A 21,531-nucleotide genomic window follows, 5' to 3' on the forward strand; every position below is an offset into this window, starting at 1 on the left:
CACAATGACGGACTGTCTGATGCTCTTCAAAGCGTTCTGGCGCCTGCTCGCGTCCCTGGCGGTGCTCCTGGGCGCCCTGGGGGTAGCCCTTCCAGGCCTGCCCACGGTGCCTTTCCTGCTGGTGGCCGCCTGGGCGGGGAGTCATGGCTGGCCGGAACTGGAACAGCGCCTGCTGGACCATCCGCGCTACGGCCCCTGCATCCGGGCCTGGCGTGAAAAGCGGGCCGTACCCAGGAGGGCGAAGTGGACCGCCTCTGTGCTGATCGCCATCAGCCTGACCATGCTGGTGGTCTCGCCGGCGCCGGAGCTTCTGCGCTGGGTGCTGCCACCGTTCCTGCTGTGCGTCACGATCTGGCTCTGGAGTCGACCCGATGGCTGAACCGCTCAACACGCCACCCCGCCTGTCCCCTGTCACGCTGTTCAGCTACCCCTTCCGTATCTTCTTCCTGTCTCTGGCCATACAGGCCGTGGTGATTGTCCCACTCTGGGTGGGCGCCGTCACCGGGCGGCTGGATCTGCCGCTGGCGATCCCGGCACTGGCCTGGCACCAGCACGAGATGGTCTTTGCCTGGCTGCAGGCCGCCATTGCCGGCTTCCTGCTGACCGCGGTCTGTGTCTGGACGGGCACCACACGCACCCATGGCTGGCCGCTGGCGGGGCTCTGGGGCGTCTGGCTCATGGGGAGGCTGGTGATCACGCTCGGGGAATCGCTGCCCGAATGGCTGGTCGTCGGCGTGAACCTGCTGTTCCTGCCGCTGCTCATGCTGGATGCAGGCCTGCGTGTGTGGCGGGCACGCCAGCCGCGCCAGATCCCGATACTGCTGGTTCTCCTCGGGCTCTGGCTGATGCAGGCGACCTTTCTCATCAGCGGCAGCGGCACTGCCCTCGACGGTGCCCTGCTCATGGCCATGACACTGATGCTGATCATCGGAGGCCGCATCACCCCCAACTTCTCCATGGGCTGGCTGCGGACCCGGGGGCTCTCTACTGACGGCATCACCATCATTCCCTGGCTGGAGAAACTGGTTCTGGGCGTGATGGCACTGACCTTCCTGAGTGTGCTCGTGCTGCCTGACCCGGTTACGGGCATCCTGGCACTGGTGGCCGGAACCGTGGCACTGGTCCGCATCCTGCTCTGGCGCGGATGGCGGGTGGCCCGTGAACCGCTGCTGTGGATCCTGCACCTGTCGCTGCTGTGGATTCCAGTAGCGCTCTGGCTTCTCGCAGCCAGCCGCTTTAACGCCATACCCGAGACGGTCTGGGTCCACGCCACCGGCCTGGGCGCCATGGGCGGACTCATTCTGGGCGTAATCAGCCGCGTGGTGCTGGGCCACACCGGTCGCACACTGGTTCTGCCGGGCGGTATGGTCACTGCTTTCGTGATGATCCACCTGGGAGCCCTGATCCGGGTCGTCACCGGCGCCGGCGGCATGGCCTGGCAGACGGGCATCAGTGTCAGCGCCCTGCTGTGGATGATCGCCTTCGGGCTCTTCCTGTTCCGCTACACGGGCATCCTTGTGCGGCCACGCGTTGACGGGAGGCCTGGCTGATGCGACTGACGCGCCACACCGACTACGCCGTGCGCATGCTCATGTTCCTGGCACTGCGCGACGGCCAGCTGGGCACCATCCGCGAGATTGCCAATGCCTACGGCATCTCCCGCAACCACCTGATGAAGGTGGCCCATGAGCTGCAACGCCACGGCTACCTGGAAACCATCCGCGGCAAGGGCGGTGGCCTGCGCCTGGCGTTGCCGCCCGAACGGATCATGCTGGGGGATCTGGTCCGCACCATGGAGCCGGATCTGAAAATCGCGGAATGCTTCGGATGTGATAACCAGTGCGTGATCACGCCCAGCTGCCAGCTGAAGTTCGTGCTGGATGAGGCCCTGGGGGCGTTCCTGAAGGTTCTGGACGGTTACAGCCTGGAGGATGTCACCTCACCACGGGCCCAGAAACTGCGACAGCACCTGGCGCTGACACTGGAAGGCGAGCCGACGCCGGCTCTCAACAGCAGACCGGGAACCTGAAGACCGGCCTGTTCAGAGTGCGCCGAATCTCAGCCCACCGTACTGCTCGCCCACCAGCTGCTCCAGGAAATCCAGATCCCTGAGCCCGATAGGGCTGCGCTCCGGCGCCAGGATCCCCTCGCGCCGGAAGTCATTGAGCACCCGGGAGACTGTCTCCTCACGGACACCGAGCATCAGGGCCACCTGCTTCTGGCGGCATGGCAGGCGGATCTCACGGCTTTCCTGCTCCTCATGGAGCTGCAGCAGGAAGGCGGCCACCCGCTGTTCGGCGGAACTGGCCGTGAAGAAATCCACCTGGTTGAAGGAGCTCTGAAGCCGTTCACTGGTCTGTTCCAGAAGGCGGGAAGCGAAGGGACCGTTGGCCTCGGCCAGGGCTCGCAGCTGGCGCGCCGGGACCCCGAACACCCGACTGCGCAGCGTCGCCCGGTAACTCATGATGTAGCCACTGCCATTGAGAAACGCGGCCGTCAGCGCCACCAGACGCCCGGGGCCGTGGGTGCAGAAGAACTTCTCGTCACCATTCTCGGTGTAGCGCACACCGGCAATCTGGCCGCTGTCGACCACCCCACAGTAATGGGCTGACTGCCCCTCACTGAACAGCAGTTCTCCGGCGCGGGTTTCCAGCCGCACCGTCGCTCCGATCAGGTTATCAAGCTCACGCCGGGACAGGCTCCGGAACGGGCTGTACGCGAGCAGCCGCTCACGCAGGCGTTGCGCTTCATCGTTCCGGATCCGTGTCTCCTGCATTCACTCCAACTCACTCTGTTTCCCGGTGAAGGCCTGGGCCTATCCCACGAATTCCTGCAGTCCCGCCCTGTCCAGGAGGGTGACCTGACGCTGGGCAACCTGGATCAGCCCGCGGTTACGCAGCTCCTTGAGCACACGGGACAGGGTCTCAGGCTGCATGGCCAGCTGCGAGGCCAGGAGCCCCTTGGGCAGAGGCAGTTCCACTACCACCCCGGTGTTGCGCCGGTCCGCGCCCGGAACCAGGCTGAGCAGATACTGGACCAGCCGCTCCCGGGCGTTCTGCGCCGTCAGAATGGTGCGCTCCTCCACTGTCTGGGACATGGCTGCCGCCACGTAGCGCATCACATTCATCATGTAATCGGAACGACCGGCCACCATCTCCCGCAGCAGAGCACCACTGAACGAGCGGACCCGGGTGGGCTCCAGGCTCTGGGCATACCAGGGGTAGCGCCCATCCGGTGAGCAGGCTGCAACCTCCGCAAGCACCTCATCCGCGCCGGCACTGCCCAGAACGCGCTCGCTGCCCTGGTCAGTGACCCGGAACAGCTTCACGGAACCGGAAAGCACAATGAAGAACCGCTCCGCTCTGTCCCCCTCGCGGCAAAGCATCTCTCCCGCCTCCAGAGTATGCAGGCGGCTGCGCTGGCACAGGCTGGCCAGATCCTGATCGCCCAGATCCTGGAAGAATGGGTGCCGGTGGATGGCGCAGTGCTCCAGACGCGGGCACAGCAGGGGCTCTGCCAGCTTCGCATGGGTTACATCGGCCAGTTTGATCGCGTCACAGGATGTCACGGCAGCCTCCTCGGTTTGACGGTTGTTCGCTGTGGGGGTGTTATGCCTTGACATATTACAAACTCCCGGCCGTTCAGGCTGCGCCCCTTAGGTGGTACTCCCTGTGGGTCCCATGCTGCACCGCCACCTCAAAGAATTATTTAATATGCATCTTAAATCAGAGAGAGGCTGGCCGCAATCCTCGGATTTTCCATTCACAGCTGGATCATGCGAATGGTCTACGGCGGGCTCGCCATGAGCAGACACCAGAACCCCATTATTGATTTATATGTTTTACATCTTTAAAGTCAGCCCGGATAATCACACCAGTCACGGAACCGCCGTGCAGACCCCAAAGCCATGACCGGGAGGACACGCCCATGTCCGAGGGACTGACCCGAAACGCCGCGCGCAACATCTTCTATGGAGGCTCGACGATCTTCTTCCTGATCTTCGCCGGCCTGACCATCCATACCCATATCTACATGAGTACCACCTCGACCAACAGCGACAAGCTGGATGAGGACGTCATCGCCGGCAAGGAGGTCTGGGAGGAGCACTCCTGCATCAACTGCCACACCATCATGGGCGAAGGGGCCTACTTCGGGCCCGAACTGTCCAACGTCTGGCACCGCTACGGCGGGCGCGAGAATCCGAAAGCCGCCAGGGCGGGCATCAAGGGGTGGATGAAAGCCCAGCCCATCGAGGCGCCGGGGCGCCGCCAGATGCCGCAGTTCAACCTCAACGAACAGGAGCTGGACCACCTGGTGGATTTCTTCAAGTGGGTGGACGGTATCGACACCCACGACTGGCCACCGCACAAGTCCGGCTGACCATGCCCGCAATCCACTCCGTCCGTTCATCCAGGGAGAGAACCGATGAAGTATGAAACCCAGAAAGTGGCCCTGCCGTTCTTCGCGGTGGCCATGGCGCTTTTCGCGCTGCAGATCTGTTTCGGGCTGATGGCGTCGACCGTCTATGTCATGCCCGAATTCCTTTCCGAGGCCATGCCCTTCCACATCATGCGCATGAGCCACACCAACCTGCTGCTGGTCTGGCTGCTGATCGGCTTTTTCGGCGCCACCTATTACCTGCTGCCGGAAGAGGCCGAGACCGAGCTCCACTCACCGACCATGGCCTACATCCAGCTCGCGATCTTCGCCGGTGCCGGTGCCGCGGCGCTGATCGGCTACCAGTTCGGGATCCATGGGGGCCGCCACTACCTGGAGCAGCCGGTCTATGTGAAGATCCTGCTGACCATCTCGTTCCTGATGTTCCTGTACAACAACACCCGTACGGTCATGAAGGGCCGGCGCACGTCGGTCTCCACTGTACTGCTGCTGGGGCTGTGGCTGGCGGCCATCTTCTGGATGTTCGCCTTCTACGAACCGGACAACCTGGCCCAGGACAAGCTCTGGTGGTGGTGGATCGTGCACGTCTGGGTCGAGGGCGTCTGGGAACTGATCATGGCCTCCATCCTCGCCTACCTGCTGATCAAGATGACCGGCGTGGACCGCGAGATCATCGAAAAGTGGCTGTACGTGATCGTGGGCCTGGTGCTGTTCTCCGGCCTGCTTGGCACCGGCCACCACTACTACTGGCTGGGCACCCCCGGCTACTGGCAGCCCATCGGCAACATCTTCTCCACCATGGAGGTCATTCCGTTCTTCGCCATGGTGATGTTCGCCTTCTACATGTTCTGGAAGGGCTCCCGGGAACACCCGAACAAGGCGGCCATGCTCTGGACCCTCGGCTGCGCGGTGGTTTCCTTCTTCGGGGCCGGGGTCTGGGGCTTCATGCATACCCTGTCCTGGGTCAACTACTACACCCATGGCACCCAGATCACGGCGGCGCACGGGCACCTGGCCTTCTTCGGTGCCTACGCGATGCTCAACATGGCCATCATCAGCTATGCCATGCCCCAGCTGCGCCGGCTCCAGCCCTACAACCAGATCATGAACATGTGGTCGTTCTGGATCATGGTCGGTGGCATGTGCTTCATGACCTTCACTCTCACCTTTGCCGGGGTGGTCCAGACCCATATGCAGCGGGTGCTGGGCGAGGACTTCATGACGGTTCAGAACCAGCTGGATATTTTCTTCATCATGCGGCTTGGCTCGGGTACCGCCGTGGCACTGGGTGTCGTTCTGTTCCTGATCGCCATCTTCGGACCGGCCCGTGAGCAGCTCCCAGCCCATGTCAAAGGCGGCAACGGTAACGGGAGCAGCCAATGAGCGCCGTCGAAGCGCCCTACTACGAACCGGTCGGCCACGAACGTGAGCTCTTCGAGTATGCGTTCCACCGTAAGCTCCCTCTCCTGCTCAAGGGCCCGACCGGCTGCGGCAAAACGCGGTTTGTCAGCCACATGGCGGCGCGCCTCGGCCTGCCCCTGCAGACGGTGGCCTGCCATGACGACCTCACGGCCTCCGACCTGACCGGGCGCTACCTGCTGCAGGGCGGCGAGACCGTCTGGACGGACGGGCCCCTGACCCGGGCCGTGCGCCATGGCGGCCTGTGCTACCTGGACGAGGTGGTGGAGGCGCGCAAGGACGTGACGGTGGTCATGCACCCGCTGACCGACGACCGTCGGGTGCTGCCCCTGGACCGCACCGGCGAAACCCTGGAGGCCCCGGAGGACTTCATGATGGTCGCCTCCTACAACCCCGGCTACCAGCATGTGCTCAAGTCGCTCAAGCCCAGCACCCGCCAGCGCTTCGTGGCGCTGGAGCTGGACTTCCCGCCTCCGGAGCAGGAGCTGGCCATCGTGGTGCACGAGAGCGATCTGGCCCGGGAACGGGCCAGGGCCCTGGTGAACCTTGCCGTGCGCCTGCGGGAGCTCAAAGGGCAGGACCTGGAGGAGGCGGTCTCCACCCGCCTGCTGGTCTACTGCGCCCGACTGATGCAGGCCGGCATGCCGGTGCTGCAGGCCTGCCGCGCGACGCTGGTGGAGCCACTGAGTGACGATGCCGACGTGCGTGAAGGGCTGATGGAAACCATAAGGGCCACTTTCGGGGGCTGAGGAGACGCCAGGTTGGCATCCTTTTTCGAGGTTGAGGAAATCGCCGGGGAACTATGGCACCGCTGGGCCTCCCGCGCGGTCAGTTACCCGCGCTACCCGGACGCCGGCGTTGCCCTGGCGGAACTCGAGGGCAGCCTGGGCGTGTTCTTCCGGGCCATGGGCGGGCCCGGCGCCATCCCGGTCAGTGCCGTGGAACCCCGTGCCTCCGGCCACCGCCTGACCTTCCGCCAGAAGCTCGGCTTCGACCGGGAAAGCCTGGACATGGCCTTCCTGGACGACGACCAGCTGCTTCTGCCGCCACGCATGGACTACTTTCCCAGTCGTGAACTCAACCGGGGCGCCTACCACTGGCTGACCGCGCTGCTCACCCTCCTGCCAGAGCCGACGCCAGATCAGCCGGCGCTGGCGGCGGACATTGCCTGGCTGCGGGCGGTGCACCAGGCCGAAGGCGTCCTGGAGCGGGACTTCCCCGGCCTGATGGCCACCGGCAGGGCCTGCCGCGAGCACCTGCTATCAGTTCGCCCATGCCAACGCCTGCCGGCCTGGGAGGACGCGGTGGATCATGGCATACGGGTGCTCCTGGGCGAGCAGCGGGATCCCGCCACCGCAGAGCGGGAGCAGGTCCTGGCCTGGGTCCTTGACCAACCCGAACCCGCTTTGCCGGAAACCACCCCAACGGGCTACCGGCCACCGTTGCCGGTGCCCTTCTGGGGTCAGCGTCGGCCGGGGCGCCACGCGGGTACCCCCAAAGAGCCGGAGGACGGCGAGGACCCACGCCAGGGCGCCACGCCCGAGGCCGAAGGCGGCAAACGCCAGGCCATACGCCGCCGCCAGGACCAGAGCGAACGCGACGACCCGCTGGCACTGAACATCTTCGAGAAGATGCTGTCCTGGACCGAGATGGTCAATGTGAACCGCCCGGTAGAGGACGAGAATGAGGAGGACGCCCGCAAGGCGGCAGAGCAGATCGAGGAGATCACCCTGAGCCCGCACCGGGAGAAGACCGCCTCGCGCCTGAAGGTAGAGCTGGACCTGACCCCTGATGCGCCGGATGTCGGCGCGCTCAGCGGACCTGTGACCTACCCGGAATGGCACTATCGCAAAAAACGCTACCTGGATGACCAGTGCCGGGTGCATCCGGCCATCCAGTCCATGGAAGGCGAGGACTGGACGCCGGATGAAGGCACACGCCACCGCATCCGCCGTGTCCAGCGCCAGTTCGAGGCGCTGCAGCCCCAGCGTCAGTGGCTGCGCGAACAGCCGGACGGCGACGAATTCGATATGGACGCGCTGATCCGCAACCGCTGCGATATCCGCGCCACCGGCAATGGCTCCGAGCGCATCCATCAGGCCCTGCTTACCCAGACCCGGGATCTGGCCGTGACCCTGCTGGTGGACACATCGCTTTCCACCGAATCCTGGCTTGCGGACCGCCGTGTCCTGGATGTGGAGAAAGAGGCCCTGCTGGTGCTGTGCCACGGCCTGGCCGCCTGCGGCGATGACTTCAGCATCCATGGCTTCACCTCCCGGCGCCGCCACAATGTGGAAGTGAACACCATCAAGGGCTTCCACGAACGCGCGGATGAAACCGTGCGCCGGCGCATCCAGGCCCTCAAACCCGGCCATTACACCCGCATGGGCGCTGCCATACGGCACGTGAGCCAGGAACTGGCGCAACGCGGCAACCGCAACCGCCTGCTGCTGGTGCTCACGGACGGCAAGCCCAATGACACGGACTACTACGAAGGACGCTACGCGCTGGAGGACACCCGCAAGGCGGTACTGGAAGCCCGCCAGCAGGACGTGCGCACCTTCGGCATCACCATCGACCAGCAGGCACGTCAGTACTTTCCCTGGGTCTTCGGGCGCGGGGCCTACCACATCGTGCAGCGCCCGGAACAGCTGAGCGCGGCGCTGCCCGGCATCTACCAGCAGATCGCAGGAGTCTGACCATGCACCGAGTCCACCGTCCCCTTGCCCTGCTGATCCTGGGCGCCGCAATCGCCGGCTGCGGCGAGGCTCCGGTTCCCAAAGGCTGCGGCCCCGAGGCCAGTGCCGCGGAAGAAACCGCCATGAACGGCACGCCCATGCCCAAATGCGCCGGCCCCCAGGCCCAGGCCTGCCTCGCGGACAGTGGCCGGAAGCACTACTTCTGCAGCACAGCGGACCTGCTGGAATGGCAGAAGGGACTGGAGGATAACGAAGGGGAGATCGTTACCTTCACCCGGGATCTGTCGGATGTGGACTGGGACCCCAGAGACACCGGCGACTGGGTCACCATGGATACCGCCTGGTTCGTGGTCGGCCATGAACGCGACAACGGGCAGGGCCAGACACCACCGGCGGGGTTCTCGGATCTGGGGGATGCGGAGATCTTCGCCAGTAAGCATGGCGGCCGCATTACCGGCCGCCAGGGCCTGCCTTCTCCCGGCGACTAGCCGGATTGCCGCAGGCCGCGCGCCGCTCCCACCATGGCCGCCAACGCGGGCCGCACTTCGTCCCAGTTGCGGGTCTTGAGCCCGCAGTCCGGGTTCACCCAGAGACGCTCCGACGGAATGCGTTCAACCGCCTTCCGGAGCAGCGCCACCATGGATGCCTCGGTGGGAATATTGGGCGAATGGATGTCGTAGACGCCAGGCCCGATGCCATTGGGGTACTCGAAGTGCTCAAACGCTTCCAGCAGCTCCATGTCCGAACGTGAGGTCTCGATGGTGATCACGTCCGCGTCCATGCGGGCGATGGCGGTCATGATATCGTTGAACTCGGAATAGCACATGTGCGTGTGGATCTGGGTGTCATCACTGACGCCATTGGCCGCGATGCGGAAGGCGTTGATGGCCCATTCCAGATACGTCTCCCACTCCGAACGCCGCAGCGGCAGGCCCTCGCGCAGCGCCGCCTCGTCAATCTGGATGATGCGGATGCCGGCGGCCTCCAGGTCCTGGACCTCTTTTCTGACGGCAAGCGCCAGCTGGTTGGCGGTGTCCCGCTCCGGCTGGTCATCGCGCACGAAGGACCAGTTGAGCAGTGTTACCGGCCCGGTGAGCATGCCCTTCACCGGGCGCTCGGTCAGTGACTGGGCATAGCGGATCCAGTCCACCGTCATGGGGTCGGGCCGGTCCACGTCGCCGTAGATGATCGGCGGCTTCACGCAACGCGAACCGAACGACTGCACCCAGCCATGGCGGGTGAAGGCGAAGCCGTCCATCAGCTCACCGAAGTATTCCACCATGTCGTTGCGTTCGGCCTCCCCGTGAACCAGCACATCCAGGCCCAGCGCCTCCTGCTCACGGATGCAGTCCCGGATCTCGGCCTGCATGGCTTCCCGGTAGGCGGCCTCCGAGAGATCCCCGCGCCGGTACTGCAGACGTGTACGCCGGATTTCCCCAGTCTGCGGAAAGGAACCGATGGTGGTGGTCGGGAAACGGGGCAGATCCAGATGGCGCTGTTGCGCCTCAATCCGCCGCGCATAGGGGGACTGGCGCTGCCCCATGGCCTCGTTCAGCCCGGCCACGGCCTCGCGCACCGCCGGATTGCGCACCCGCTGGGACTGACTGCGACTTTCATGACAGGCACGGTTGGCCGCCAGTTCCGCGATGATGGCGTTGCGCCCCTTGTTGAGGCCCTTCTCCAGGATTTCGAGCTCTTCCAGCTTCTGCACGGCGAAGGCCAGCCAGCCGCGCAGAGCCTCATCCAGGTCCGGTTCCGCGTCCAGATCCATGGGCACATGCAGGAGGGAGCAGGCGGGCGCAATCCAGAGCCGATCACCCAGGGCGGCATGCACGGGCTCGAGCCAGTCCATCAACGCCGTCAGGTCCGCCTTCCAGACGTTGCGCCCGTCCACCACGCCCAGTGACAGCACCCGCCCCTGTGGAAGCTGCTCCACGGCCCGCTGAACGTCCGCGCCGCCGCGCACCGCATCCAGATGCAGGCCCGCCACCGGCAGCCGACAGGCCAGTTCCAGGTTATCCCCCAGGTGGCCGAAATAGGTGGTCAGAAGCAGGCTGACCCGGGTATCCGTCAGCCGGTGATAGGCCGTCTCCAGGGCATTTCGCCATTCAGGGGCCAGGTCCGTGACCAGTATGGGTTCGTCGATCTGGACCCAATCGACGCCGGCATCCGCGAGCTGTTCAAGCAGGCCAGCATAGGCCTCCGCAAGCGCTGTCAGATGCTCGAGGCGCTCACTGCCGTCGTCCTTGCTCTTGCCAAGCCACAGATAGGTGACGAGCCCCACCAGCACGGGTTTCGGGTTGTGCCCCTGCTCCCGTGCCTCGGTAACCTGCGCCACCAGAGCACTGGCATCCGGCCTGAAACGGCTCTCCCGCGTGAACTCCGGAACAATGTAGTGGTAGTTGGTGTCGAACCACTTGGTCATCTCCCCGGCTGCCACCACGCTCTCATCGTCATCGGTGGCGGAACGGCCGCGGGCCAGGCGGAAATACTGGTCCGTGGCACTGCCGCCGAGATCGCGCACCCTGGGCGGGACATGCCCGAGCATGATGCTGGTGTCCAGTACATGGTCGTACCAGGAGAAATCGCCCACCGGTACCCGGTGAAGGCTGGACTGCTTCTGCCAGTGCTGGCGGCGCAGGTCACGGCTGCGCTGGATCAGTTCCGCTTCAGTGATTTCTCCCCGCCAGAATGCTTCCAGCCCGAACTTGAGTCCACGTTTGGCTCCGATGCGGGGGAATCCGAGATTGTGCGTGGTCACCATGGTCGTCTCCTCCGATCAATTGTTAACCAGAAGCATGGTGACACCACAAAACCAGCAACAAAATTGATGGTTTTTAGCTTATTAATGAACCATTTTCATGTTTCCCGGCATCTTTCCGTGCCCAACGGCATGGATCCGCCGGAACACGGCCAGTACCGGGCCGGCATCCATGTGTGCCCCGGCGCGGCCCTGAGACGAAGTGATTCCCGGAGCGTTTGCTGAAGCAGCCCAGAGTCTCCATCACTCCACTCTTGGTCATAGAAGCCCCAGTTCCAACCGGGCCTCCTCGCTGAGCATGTCGTAGGTCCAGGGCGGATCAAACACGATGTCCACCTCCGCGTTTTCCACGAACGGAACCTCCCTCAAGCGGTTGCGGGCATCGCCGGCGATCACATCGCCCATGCCACATCCCGGGGAGGTCAGGGTCATCCTGAGGTACACGGAACGCTGCTCCACGCTCACACTGAGACCGTAGACAAGCCCGAGACTGACGATGTTCACCGGAATCTCGGGGTCATAGACCTGCTCCAGTGCCTGCCAGCACTGATCCTCACTGATTTTCCCGTCTTCCGGCGGTTCAAATATGGCCACATCACTGCGCAGGCCCACCTTGCCGGCCTCCTCTGGAGACAGCCGGTATAGGTTACCCCCATGGTTGACGGTCACGCTGCCACCAAGCGCCTGGGTAACCGAGACCTGTGCCCCCTCGGGCAGTGTGACCTCGTTGCCATGCGGCACACGCCGGGCCACGCACGCCATGGGCAGGGCCAGTTCCCTGGGCGGTGCCGCCGGCTGTTTGGCGTACGGCGCTTTGATGGTCAGGGTCTGGGCGTCCGCTGCCGTCTCCAGGTCGAGCCGGATTTCACGGAGATAGGGAAGACTCGGCGCGTCCACGTAGAGCGTGACCTCACCGAAATCCAGCCGTGCATCACTCGCCTGCTCCTCGCCAGGCGGACAGAAGGCCAGACAGCTCTCTGCTCTCGACGTGCCGCCATTCTGGACAAAGAGGCGTGCCGCCATGCCCGGAATTTCCTGTTTGGCCAGTATATCCGCGAGGTAGTCCTGCGCTGCGTCACTGACCTCGGCATCGATGCTCATACCAGAGCCCCTTACGAGTTACATTTCCTGAATCCCAATGGCACAGGAAGTCCAGTCGTGGCCATTACCACTGTTGCTTCGTATGTCACCAGGGTAGCCACCCCTGACCAGAATGGTACGCGCCACCATGGAACGACAACATCTCTATGGGGAAGCGCTGAGTGCCTCTTCAAACTGACTCCGGGATTCCTTGAAGCGCGCCACCGGAAAGCTGAGGGGGACACCGGCCACGGCCGCTTCCAGCATCTGGAGATGAGCATCCCAGCCTGCCGCGCTGATGGCGATCTGGTCTTCGGGCAGTAGCCCGATGGTAAGGGTGAGCCGTGTGCCGCTGTTGGTCGGTGCGAGATCCCAGCGCAGGGGTCTGCGTGGCGCGTCACCGTTACTCCAGGAGTAGGTGAGGTGGCGTTCCGGCTCAAGCTCGATGATATGCGAGTCAATGGGCTCACCACTCATCTCGAACTCGATGCGGACCCGCCCACCGGGACTCAGATCCATTTCACCGGGCGCCAGCCACTGCCGGAGATGGTCGGGGTCCGTCAGCCAGGTCCATACCTGTGCCGGAACGGTGGCGAGCTCCCTCTCCAGCATGACCTTCCAGCCATCGGTCTGCTGTTCAAACGCTGCCCTTTCGGTACGGTTTACCGCTGATGAATCACTCATGAACCTGCTTCCTTATTCTGTCTATTGCTGACCAACCACCCTATGCCAGTGTAAGCTCAGCCCACCCAATAGCGGTTGATCCCGATCAAACGCATTCAGGCTCTGAGCTTCCAGCGCCTTCGTCCCAGGCTGCGTCGCCCGGTCTGCGCCCGATGGTCACCATCGTTATCATCTCTCGTTTCGTGTAAGGTTTCTGGCCAGATCTTTTTGTTTAATGTATTTTAAGTACATCTTATTTTGAAACCAGGAAGGCGTCAATTCAAAGGGTATGAATACTCCATTGATGCCGACCCATGAATCGACACCGATAACAGGAGCCCACAATGAGCGCGTATCTTGATGAGAAACTCGAGCCCATCTTCCAGGACGTTCTCCACCGAAATCCCGGTGAGCAAGAGTTCCATCAGGCGGTCCACGAGGTCCTGGAAACCCTTGGCCCCGTCCTGGTGAAACATCCGGAGTTTGTGGACTCCCGCATCATCCAGCGCATCTGTGAACCGGAGCGCCAGATCATCTTCCGGGTGCCCTGGCAGGACGACAACGGCGAGATCCAGATCAACCGCGCCTTCCGGGTGGAATTCAACAGCGCCCTCGGCCCCTACAAGGGCGGCATGCGCTTCCACCCCTCGGTGTATCTCGGCATCATCAAGTTCCTGGGCTTCGAGCAGATCTTCAAGAACGCGCTTACAGGCCTGCCCATTGGTGGCGGCAAGGGCGGCAGTGACTTTGACCCCAAGGGGCGCTCGGACTCCGAGATCATGCGCTTCTGCCAGAGCCTGATGACCGAGCTCTACCGCCACCTGGGCGAATACACGGACGTGCCCGCCGGTGACATCGGCGTGAGCCAGCGCGAGATCGGCTACCTGTTCGGTCAGTACAAGCGCATCACCAATCGTTACGAGTCCGGCGTGCTCACTGGCAAGGGACTGGGCTGGGGCGGGAGCTGTGCCCGCACCGAGGCCACCGGCTACGGCACCGTCTTTTTCGTGCAGGAAATGCTGAAGGCCCGCGGCGAATCACTCGATGGCCGTAAGATGGTGGTTTCCGGTTCCGGCAACGTCGCCATCTATGCCATCCAGAAGGCCCAGCAGCTGGGGGCTCATGTGATCGCCTGTTCCGATTCCTCGGGGATCCTCGTCGATGAGGAGGGGCTCGATCTGGACCGGATCCGGCGCATCAAGGAGGTGGAACGGCGCCGGATCAGCGATTACGCCGATGAGAAACCCAATGCCCGGTACGTGCAGGACGGCAACGTCTGGCGCGTGCCCTGTGACGTGGCCCTGCCCTGCGCCACCCAGAACGAACTCAATGGCCAGGACGCGAAGTACCTGGTGGAAAACGGCTGCCGTGCCGTGGCGGAAGGCGCAAACATGCCCACCACACCCGAAGGCGCCCAGGTCTTCCGCGAAGCGGGCATCGCCTATGGGCCCGGCAAGGCCGCCAATGCCGGCGGCGTCGCGACCAGTGCCCTGGAGATGCAGCAGAACGCCAGCCGCGACTCCTGGTCCTTTGAGCACACCGAAAACCGGCTCGAGCAGATCATGGTGAACATCCACCGCGACTGCTTCGAAACGGCAGAGACCTTCGGCTCCCCGGGCAACTACGTGGTGGGCGCCAATATCGCCGCCTTCCTGAGGGTGGCACGGGCCATGGAGGCGCAGGGGCTGATCTGAGCCGCAGGACTGGCCAGGCTCTGTTTCACGCTCAACATGTGTCACCCGAGATAGAACATGGTCTTGGCCAGCACGGCTATGGGAAGAGAAGGTCCTCAACCATCACTACCAGAGCGAAGGCCGGATCAACCCCCTCCGTAACGCCGGCCTGGCTTACCAGGAGGAACTCTACATTGCCTTCACCCCGGCCCGGCCCGAAGGGCGGGAACTGGCTGAGGCCCTCGACCGGGGGATGGTAAAGCTGCGCGAACAGGGAATGATCGCGGAGATACTGGCTGATTACCGGAGCCTAAACCACTGACCGGATGAGGAGCGCGGTTTCCGGTAAGACGTCGGCAACCGGCGCCTGGAGCCAGACCCGGTGACCACTGCCCGGCGCCGATGGCACTGACTGGTGATCCAGCTCTGACAACAGCGTTGAGGGCTGGAACCAGTGATTCCCGGCGGGCGTCATGAGTTCCAGCCAGTCCCCGCATTCAAACCGGTTCTTGGCCTCAATACACAGCCAGTTCCCCTCACGGGCAATCACCTCCCCCACCCACTGGCGGGTACCGAGCAGCGAGGTTCCGGCTTCATAGCGCTGGTATTCCGCTGGTGGATGACGGCGCAGGAACCCCTCCGTGTACCCCCGATTCGAGAGCGCCTCCAGCTCATCCATCAGTGTCCGATCAAAGGGCCTGCCCGCCATGGCGTCATCAATGGCACGCCGATGGACCTGCACCGTACGGGCAACATAGTAGGGGCTCTTCGTGCGCCCCTCGATCTTGAGCGAATCCACGCCCATCCGGCACAGCCGCTCCACGTGCTGCACCGCGCGCAGATCCTTCGAATTCATGATGTAGGTGCCGTGCTCGTCCTCGTGCATGGGAACGCTCTCGCCGGGGCGACCGGCCTCCTCAACCAGCATGCTGCGTTCACCGTCTTCCTGGTGCAGGGGAATCAGGTCGCCACTGCTGTCATGAGTGGAGGCCTGCGGGGTATAGGACCAGCGGCAGGCATTGGTGCAGGCGCCCTGGTTGGCATCGCGATGGTTCATGTAGCCGGACAGCAGGCAGCGGCCGGAATACGCCATGCACAGCGCCCCGTGCACGAACACCTCCAGCTCCATACCGGGCACCTGCTCGCGCATCGCCTCGATCTCATCCAGTGACAGTTCCCGGGAGAGGATGACCCGCTCCAGCCCCTGCCGGCGCCAGAACTCCAGGGTGGCCCAGTTCACCGCATTGGCCTGCACGGACAGGTGGATGGGCATATCCGGCCAGTGCTCCCGTACCAGCATGATCAGCCCGGGATCGGACATGATGAGCGCGTCCGGCCCGGTGGCGATCAGCGGTTCCAGATCCCGGAGGGCGGAGCGGATCTTGTCGTTATGGGGAGCAATGTTGAGTACCAGATAGAAGCGCCGGCCGTGCGCATGAGTATAACGGATGGCCTCCGCCAGCGCCTCGGCGTCCCGGAAGCTGTTGTTGCGCACCCGCAGCGAATAGCGGGGTGGACCGGCATAGACCGCGTCCGCGCCATAGGCGATCGCCATTTCAAGGTGTCGCTGGTTGCCGACCGGGGCCAGCAGTTCAGGGGCCTGTTCCATCATGCGCGCAGGGTAGGACATGCGGCACAGCGGCTCCTTGATTTCCATCAGCCATCAGGCCTTCCCCTGCACCGCTCTCCCGTTTAGGGTAATGCCATGACTGATTTCAGCCTGCACCCACAGCTTGAGGCCGACTGTCACTGGGTCGGCCGCCTGGAGAACTGCCAGATCCTGCTCCACCACAATGCCGGTGTTCCCTGGTACATCGTGGTTCCGGAAACTGCGGCGGGGGAGCTGCACGAGATGGGCATGGCGGAGCGTGCCGATGTGGACTGGGTGCTTGATGCCATGGCCCGTTTCATCAAGCACCATCACGGCAGTGAACGCATCAACCTGGGGGCCATCGGGAACCGTGTGCCCCAGTTGCATATCCACGTGATCGGGCGCCGCGAGGGCGATCCCTGCTGGCCGGATGCGGTCTGGGGCCACCTCCCCGAAGGCCCGGCCTGGAGTGAGGCGGCGATTGAGGCCATCCGCCAGCAGGCCCCGGTCGAGGCCTGACCCCTACCAGGCCCCGCGTGTGATGCGGCGGCAACCCCGAACGCTGCCGTTGTAGAAATAGACCCAGGCAGGACCAAAACGGGTATCCCGCTGCTGGCGGGTGTATTCGCCCCGCTCCGGAGCCTGGGCGCTGTAGCCCTCCAGAGCGTCCACCCGGGCGAACGTCCGCTCATCCACTTCGTACACCTCCACCAGAATCCCCCGGGAAGGCTGCTCAACAGCACCGGGGTACGGACCCAGGTCGTGGAGGACAATACTGTTCAGGTGATCCGTGCCCAGAAAGCGGGCACGCATAAGAAGGTGGTGATTGCTGCAGCCGCGCTTGAGGGTGCCATAGACTGCGATGCGGAACGCCGCATCCTCCCCATTACCGTTCATTCCCGACTCTCTTCCTCCTCTGTTACAGCATCACTCTGCGCGTACCAGTCATCCAGCATACGCTGTAGCCGTTCCCGCTGGATGGCCTCGTGCAGTTCGCTCTGGCGTTTCTCATCACGCAGCGAGCGCAACAGCGCCACCGCCATGAACAGCATCAGGATCATGAAAGGGAAGGCCGCCAGGATCGAGACGGTCTGCAGCGCCCCAAGCCCACCGCTGAGCAGCAGAACGCCCGCCACCAGCACCTGCACCGTGCCCCAGGTCAGACGCGACCAGCGCGGCGGGGTGAGCACCCCCTTGCTGGTGAACATGCCAAGCACGAAGGTGGCGGAGTTCGCGGAGGTGATGACAAAGAGCGTGATCAGGACCAGTACCAGCCAGCCCAGCCACTCAGCCCCGGGCAGCAGCGAGAGCATCACGAACAGGCCGGCACTGACCTCATCGGCCACCGCCTGGCCGACAGCCGCCTCTTCGAAGAGTTCAAAATAGAGTGCAGAGCCACCGAAAGTCGCGAACCAGAAGGTACTCAGGAGCACCGGGGTGCCAATCACGCCCACCACGAATTCACGGATGGTCCGCCCGCGCGAGATACGGGCGATGAAGCTGCCCACAAACGGCGCCCAGGAGAGCCCCCAGGCCCAGTAGAAGATGGTCCAGCGCTCGACCCAGTCATCCCCGGTGTAGGGCGTCATGACCAGACTCATGCCCATCACGTTGGAAAAGTAGTCGCCAATGGCGGTGGTCATGGCGGCGGTGATGAAATCCGTGGGCCCGGCGAAGAAAACGAACACCAGAAGAGCCCCGGCCAGGAGCATGTTGGCATCGCTCACGTAGCGTACGCCGCTTTCCAGCGGAGCCATGGCGCACAGCAGGAAGACCACCGAGACACCGCCCAGGATCATCAGTTGCTGGTCGGTCCCGAAGGCGACCTCGGACACGGTAACCAGGCCGCTGTTGATCTGGATGACCCCTAGCCCGAGGGTCGTGGCGACACCGAAAACGGTGGAGATCACGGCCAGCACGTTGATGCCGTGACCGGTGAATCCATCGACCCGTGCTCCCAGACTGTTCCGGAAGGCTTCGCTGATCAGCCCCGCCCGCTGATGGCGGAAGCGCACGTAGGCAATGGCGAGCCCCACAACCGCAAAGTTGGCCCACTGGTGGAAGCCCCAGTGAAACAGCGAGTACTGCATCGCCAGCCTTGCTGCCGCAGGCGTTCCACCCTGAGCACTGTCCAGCGGCGGCTGCAGGTAATGGCTCATGGGCTCGGCCACCCCCCAGAAAACCAGACCCACGCCCATGCCGGCGGAGAAGATCATCCCCAGCCAGGTGAGGAAGGAGAACTCCGGCATCTCGCCGTCCGCCCCCAGGCGGATGTGCCCGTAATCGCTGAACGCCACCCCCAGACAGAACAGCAGGAAGCCGGTAGTCACAAACAGGTAGAGCCAGCCGAAATGCAGTGTGGTGAATTCCAGCGCCTGGTTGCTGTAGGCCGCGAACGGCTCCGGCCACGCCACGCCGGCCCCGACGAACGCAAGCAGCAGAAGCAGTGAGGTGTAGAAAACCCATCCTGGACGGTGATTGCTCATGAGTACGCTTCCAATGCTGACGGAGTGACCACTCTAGCTTCCCCCGTTCATGGGATAAAGACCGGTCTCAGGCCCCCGCATCCCGGACATTGCGGTACTGGCGCGGATCAATACCATGACGCTTCAGCCTTGAGGCGAGCGTCGTGGGCTTAAGCTCCAGGAGCTCGGCGGCACCCCCCTGCCCGAATACCTTGCCTCGGCACTGGCGCAGCGCACTGATCATGTTCTCACGCTCCTGCTCCCGTTTCTCGGCTTCGGTCAGTGGCCGCTGCTGCGCCGTTCCAACGGCTTCAGGGCCAACGGCAACCGGCTCCGGACCCGCAGCTTCCCGATCCGCTGGCAGGTCAAAATTCAGCTTACGACCCCGTGTGACGATCACCTGCCGTTCGATCACATTCTCCAGCTCCCGGACGTTCCCCGGCCAGCTGTAACGCTGGAGGGCTTCCACATTGGCATGGCTGAGCTCCAGCGGCGCCCGGTGGAATCTGCGGCAGGCGTTACGCAGGAAAAGCTGCGCCAGCGGCGGGATGTCCTCCGGGCGCTCACGCAGCGGCACGGACTCGATCGGGAACACATTCAGCCGGAAATACAGATCCTCGCGGAAGCGGCCTGCCTCAACCTCGGTTTTCAGGTCCCGGTTCGTCGCCGCAATGACCCGCACATCCACGCTGCGCGTGTGCGTTTCACCGATACGCTCAAACGTCTGCTCCTGCAGAACCCGCAGCAGTTTGCCCTGCAGTGACAGCGGAATCTCACCCACTTCGTCCAGGAACAGGGTACCGCCGTCGGCCAGCTCGAAACGCCCGACCCGGTCGTTCACCGCCCCGGTGAAGGCCCCTTTGGCATGGCCGAAGAACTCACTCTCGAACAGCTCTGCCGGAATGGCGGCGCAGTTAACCCGGATCATGGGCCTTTCGGAACGCTCGCTGACGTTGTGGATGGCCCGGGCGATCAGCTCCTTGCCGGTGCCGGATTCGCCGGTAACCAGCACATTGGCGCCGGTGGGCGCGACCAGGTCGATGCGCTGGATCATGGCCGCCACCGCCTCGCTACGCCCGACGATCTCATGCGCATTGTGCTCGGCGCTGATCTCCTCCTGGAGGTAGGCGTTCTCCATCTCCAGCCGGTGCTTGAGGTTTTCCACCTCTTCCAGCGCTTCCTTGAGGCTGTCCTCGGTACGGCGACGGTCAGTGATGTCACGGAATACCACCACCGCCCCCACCAGCTGGCCGTTGTCCACGATGGGCGTGCTGGTGTACTCCACCGGAAAGCCGGAGCCGTCCCGGCGCCAGAAAAAATCATCGCTGACCCGATGAACGGCCCCGTCGCAGAAGGCCTGGTAGATGGGGCAGCACTCGCGTTGGTGGGGCGTACCGTCCGAGTGGCTGTGGTGAATGGCCGTGTGCATGACCCGTCCGAGCAGTTCATCCCGGTGCCAGCCCAGCATGCGCTCGGCGGCGGAGTTGATGAAGGTGGTGCGCCCCTCGGCATCCACCCCGTAGATGCCTTCGCCCACAGCTTCCAGGATCAGCTGGTTCTCGCGCTCGATCTCCCGGAACAGGGTCTCCACGCGCTTCCAGTGAAGGAGGCCGCCCCGGTGATAGCTGTTGATCTCGTGGCGCTCCCGGCGCTCGCGCAGCAGGGTCAGATCCCGCAGCAGCATCAGCACACGGGGCTCCCCGGCTTCCGTCATGACGGAGAGCGACATCTCAAGTTCGATGACCCGCTCATCACGGGCGACGAGACTCAGATCCCGGCTCCAGGCCTGACCATGGGTCATGGCCTCGTCGGTGAGACTGACCAGCTGGGGAATCTGGCCTCCGAAAAGCGTGGTGACACGCAGAGACACCAGCTCCGCCACCGACCGCCCCAGCATCCGCGCAAGATGACTGTTGGCAGCCTCAACGGTATCGCGCACCGGATCCACCAGCAGGCCGGGCTCCGGCAGTGCTTCGATCCAGTCCAGACTTGTCTGCGGTGTGATGACAACGTTCATGGGGCCTCCCGCTGATGTTTTCCTTCCCCAATCAAACGCCGTGCCGGATCACGAATTTCCGTAGCCGGGAACTACGAGTTCCCGTGAATCACGAAATCACGTAGCACATTCCGCCAGACCGTTAAGTCAATAAGTTCCTGATTGAACAGCACATTCTGATTCAAAGGCAGATTGGCATGATCACTGCGACGGCAGAGATGAACCCCCAGCACAGGGGCTGCCGGGCGACTCCGGCAGTGCCCTTTTCCGGGGCACGCCAGACGCACCTGCACAACGCTGAAACAGGAGCAGCACCATGATGAACCACGAAACCATGACCGCGACCATCCTTACCGCCAAGAACGAGAAAGGCTACACCTGGGAGCAGCTGGCCGAGTCCATCGGCATGTCGCCCGTATGGACGGCTTCCTGCTGCTACGGCATGAACACCATGCTGGAGGATCAGGCCAAGGGGCTTTGCAAGACGCTCAATCTCGGTGACGACGTGGCACAAACCCTGCAGAGCTGCCCTCACAAGCACTGGGACAACGCCGTCCCGACCGACCCCCTCATCTATCGCATCTACGAAGCCTGCATGATCTACGGCGACAGCGTGAAAGACATCATTCACGAGAAGTTCGGCGACGGGATCATGAGCGCGATCGATTACAAAATGCACGTGGATCGGGTCGAGGATCCGAAGGGAGACCGGGTCGTGATCACCATGGATGGGAAATTCCTCCCCTTTAAGCGCTGGTAAGAATCGCAAGGCCGAAACACTTGGCC

The 21,531-nt window shown here is 63.6% G+C and carries 20 protein-coding genes; 11 read left to right on the forward strand and 9 right to left on the reverse strand.

Annotated elements, in window-relative coordinates:
* Window positions 1-19 precede the first annotated feature (19 nt).
* From QZ501_RS03115 to QZ501_RS03125, 3 genes are read left to right on the forward strand one after another with little or no spacing between them, the layout of a single operon-like run.
* Window positions 20-379, forward strand: coding sequence for a YbaN family protein (locus QZ501_RS03115; RefSeq protein ID WP_295717066.1), 360 nt, complete (start codon window positions 20-22; stop codon window positions 377-379).
* Window positions 372-1,550 (forward strand): NnrS family protein, encoded by a 1,179-nt coding sequence (locus QZ501_RS03120; protein WP_295717068.1) that lies wholly within the window; start codon window positions 372-374, stop codon window positions 1,548-1,550. Before QZ501_RS03115 ends, QZ501_RS03120 begins: the two co-directional genes overlap by 8 nt.
* Complete coding sequence (locus QZ501_RS03125; protein WP_151441543.1) at window positions 1,550-2,029, forward strand: Rrf2 family transcriptional regulator; 480 nt, start codon at window positions 1,550-1,552, stop codon at window positions 2,027-2,029. Before QZ501_RS03120 ends, QZ501_RS03125 begins: the two co-directional genes overlap by 1 nt.
* A gap of 12 nt (window positions 2,030-2,041) precedes the next feature.
* Here the strand turns inward: QZ501_RS03125 and QZ501_RS03130 are convergent, their stop codons facing one another.
* Together QZ501_RS03130 and QZ501_RS03135 are read right to left on the reverse strand one after the other, a co-directional pair.
* Complete coding sequence (locus QZ501_RS03130; protein WP_295717070.1) at window positions 2,042-2,776, reverse strand: Crp/Fnr family transcriptional regulator; 735 nt, start codon at window positions 2,774-2,776, stop codon at window positions 2,042-2,044.
* A gap of 39 nt (window positions 2,777-2,815) precedes the next feature.
* Window positions 2,816-3,568: a Crp/Fnr family transcriptional regulator gene (locus QZ501_RS03135; RefSeq protein ID WP_192497403.1), complete on the reverse strand. Its 753-nt coding sequence runs from the start codon at window positions 3,566-3,568 to the stop codon at window positions 2,816-2,818.
* Between the two features lie 359 nt (window positions 3,569-3,927).
* Between QZ501_RS03135 and QZ501_RS03140 the strand changes: the two genes are divergently transcribed.
* The 5 genes from QZ501_RS03140 to QZ501_RS03160 are packed head-to-tail and all read left to right on the forward strand — an operon-like array spanning window position 3,928 to window position 9,004.
* The gene (locus QZ501_RS03140; protein WP_151441540.1) at window positions 3,928-4,380 is read left to right on the forward strand and encodes a cytochrome c; all 453 of its coding nucleotides are present in this window, start codon (window positions 3,928-3,930) and stop codon (window positions 4,378-4,380) included.
* Window positions 4,381-4,425: 45 nt separating this feature from the next.
* Window positions 4,426-5,781: a cbb3-type cytochrome c oxidase subunit I gene (locus tag QZ501_RS03145; RefSeq protein WP_295717073.1), complete on the forward strand. Its 1,356-nt coding sequence runs from the start codon at window positions 4,426-4,428 to the stop codon at window positions 5,779-5,781.
* Complete coding sequence (locus QZ501_RS03150; protein WP_295717075.1) at window positions 5,778-6,566, forward strand: CbbQ/NirQ/NorQ/GpvN family protein; 789 nt, start codon at window positions 5,778-5,780, stop codon at window positions 6,564-6,566. The genes QZ501_RS03145 and QZ501_RS03150 overlap by 4 nt, the downstream gene beginning before the upstream one ends.
* Before the next feature lie 12 nt (window positions 6,567-6,578).
* The gene (locus QZ501_RS03155) at window positions 6,579-8,516 is read left to right on the forward strand and encodes a VWA domain-containing protein (protein ID WP_295717077.1); all 1,938 of its coding nucleotides are present in this window, start codon (window positions 6,579-6,581) and stop codon (window positions 8,514-8,516) included.
* Window positions 8,517-8,518: 2 nt separating this feature from the next.
* Entirely contained in the window at window positions 8,519-9,004 is a 486-nt protein-coding gene (locus tag QZ501_RS03160) for a nitrous oxide reductase accessory protein NosL (protein ID WP_295717078.1), read from the forward strand.
* Here the strand turns inward: QZ501_RS03160 and metE are convergent.
* The 3 genes from metE to QZ501_RS03175 form a co-directional block, all read right to left on the reverse strand.
* Window positions 9,001-11,280 carry a 5-methyltetrahydropteroyltriglutamate--homocysteine S-methyltransferase gene (gene metE / locus QZ501_RS03165; protein WP_160898281.1) on the reverse strand — a complete coding sequence of 760 codons (2,280 nt, stop codon included), beginning with the start codon at window positions 11,278-11,280 and terminating at the stop codon, window positions 9,001-9,003. The two genes, QZ501_RS03160 and metE, sit on opposite strands and share 4 nt — an antisense overlap.
* A gap of 255 nt (window positions 11,281-11,535) precedes the next feature.
* Window positions 11,536-12,378, reverse strand: a complete 843-nt coding sequence (locus QZ501_RS03170) for an iron-sulfur cluster assembly protein (protein ID WP_160898280.1) — start codon at window positions 12,376-12,378, stop codon at window positions 11,536-11,538.
* Window positions 12,379-12,522: 144 nt separating this feature from the next.
* Complete coding sequence (locus QZ501_RS03175) at window positions 12,523-13,041, reverse strand: SRPBCC family protein (RefSeq protein WP_160898279.1); 519 nt, start codon at window positions 13,039-13,041, stop codon at window positions 12,523-12,525.
* 323 nt (window positions 13,042-13,364) lie between these two features.
* Between QZ501_RS03175 and gdhA the strand changes: the two genes are divergently transcribed.
* Window positions 13,365-14,714, forward strand: a complete 1,350-nt coding sequence (gdhA, locus tag QZ501_RS03180) for an NADP-specific glutamate dehydrogenase (RefSeq protein WP_160898278.1) — start codon at window positions 13,365-13,367, stop codon at window positions 14,712-14,714.
* Between the two features lie 289 nt (window positions 14,715-15,003).
* Here the strand turns inward: gdhA and yegQ are convergent, their stop codons facing one another.
* Window positions 15,004-16,350, reverse strand: a complete 1,347-nt coding sequence (gene yegQ, locus QZ501_RS03185; protein ID WP_295717083.1) for a tRNA 5-hydroxyuridine modification protein YegQ — start codon at window positions 16,348-16,350, stop codon at window positions 15,004-15,006.
* A 48-nt stretch (window positions 16,351-16,398) separates the two neighbouring features.
* Here yegQ and QZ501_RS03190 point away from each other — a divergent pair, with 48 nt between their 5' ends.
* Complete coding sequence (locus tag QZ501_RS03190) at window positions 16,399-16,803, forward strand: HIT family protein (RefSeq protein WP_295717086.1); 405 nt, start codon at window positions 16,399-16,401, stop codon at window positions 16,801-16,803.
* Window positions 16,804-16,806: 3 nt separating this feature from the next.
* On the opposite strand, the gene QZ501_RS03195 is transcribed toward QZ501_RS03190, so the two are convergent.
* The 3 genes from QZ501_RS03195 to QZ501_RS03205 all read right to left on the reverse strand — a co-directional run bounded on the left by QZ501_RS03195 (window position 16,807) and on the right by QZ501_RS03205 (window position 20,766).
* Window positions 16,807-17,181: a gamma-glutamylcyclotransferase family protein gene (locus QZ501_RS03195; RefSeq protein ID WP_160898276.1), complete on the reverse strand. Its 375-nt coding sequence runs from the start codon at window positions 17,179-17,181 to the stop codon at window positions 16,807-16,809.
* On the reverse strand, window positions 17,178-18,770 hold the full coding sequence (locus tag QZ501_RS03200) for a BCCT family transporter (protein ID WP_295717089.1): 1,593 nt from the start codon (window positions 18,768-18,770) through the stop codon (window positions 17,178-17,180). Before QZ501_RS03200 ends, QZ501_RS03195 begins: the two co-directional genes overlap by 4 nt.
* Window positions 18,771-18,837: 67 nt before the next feature.
* On the reverse strand, window positions 18,838-20,766 hold the full coding sequence (locus QZ501_RS03205) for a sigma 54-interacting transcriptional regulator (protein ID WP_295717090.1): 1,929 nt from the start codon (window positions 20,764-20,766) through the stop codon (window positions 18,838-18,840).
* Between the two features lie 295 nt (window positions 20,767-21,061).
* Here QZ501_RS03205 and cynS point away from each other — a divergent pair, with 295 nt between their 5' ends.
* A complete protein-coding gene (gene cynS, locus QZ501_RS03210; RefSeq protein WP_160898273.1) occupies window positions 21,062-21,505 on the forward strand; it encodes a cyanase in 444 nt (147 codons plus the stop codon).
* Window positions 21,506-21,531 lie beyond the last annotated feature (26 nt).

Source organism: uncultured Halovibrio sp. (assembly GCF_913056445.1).
Lineage (GTDB): Bacteria > Pseudomonadota > Gammaproteobacteria > Pseudomonadales > Oleiphilaceae > Halospina > Halospina utahensis_B.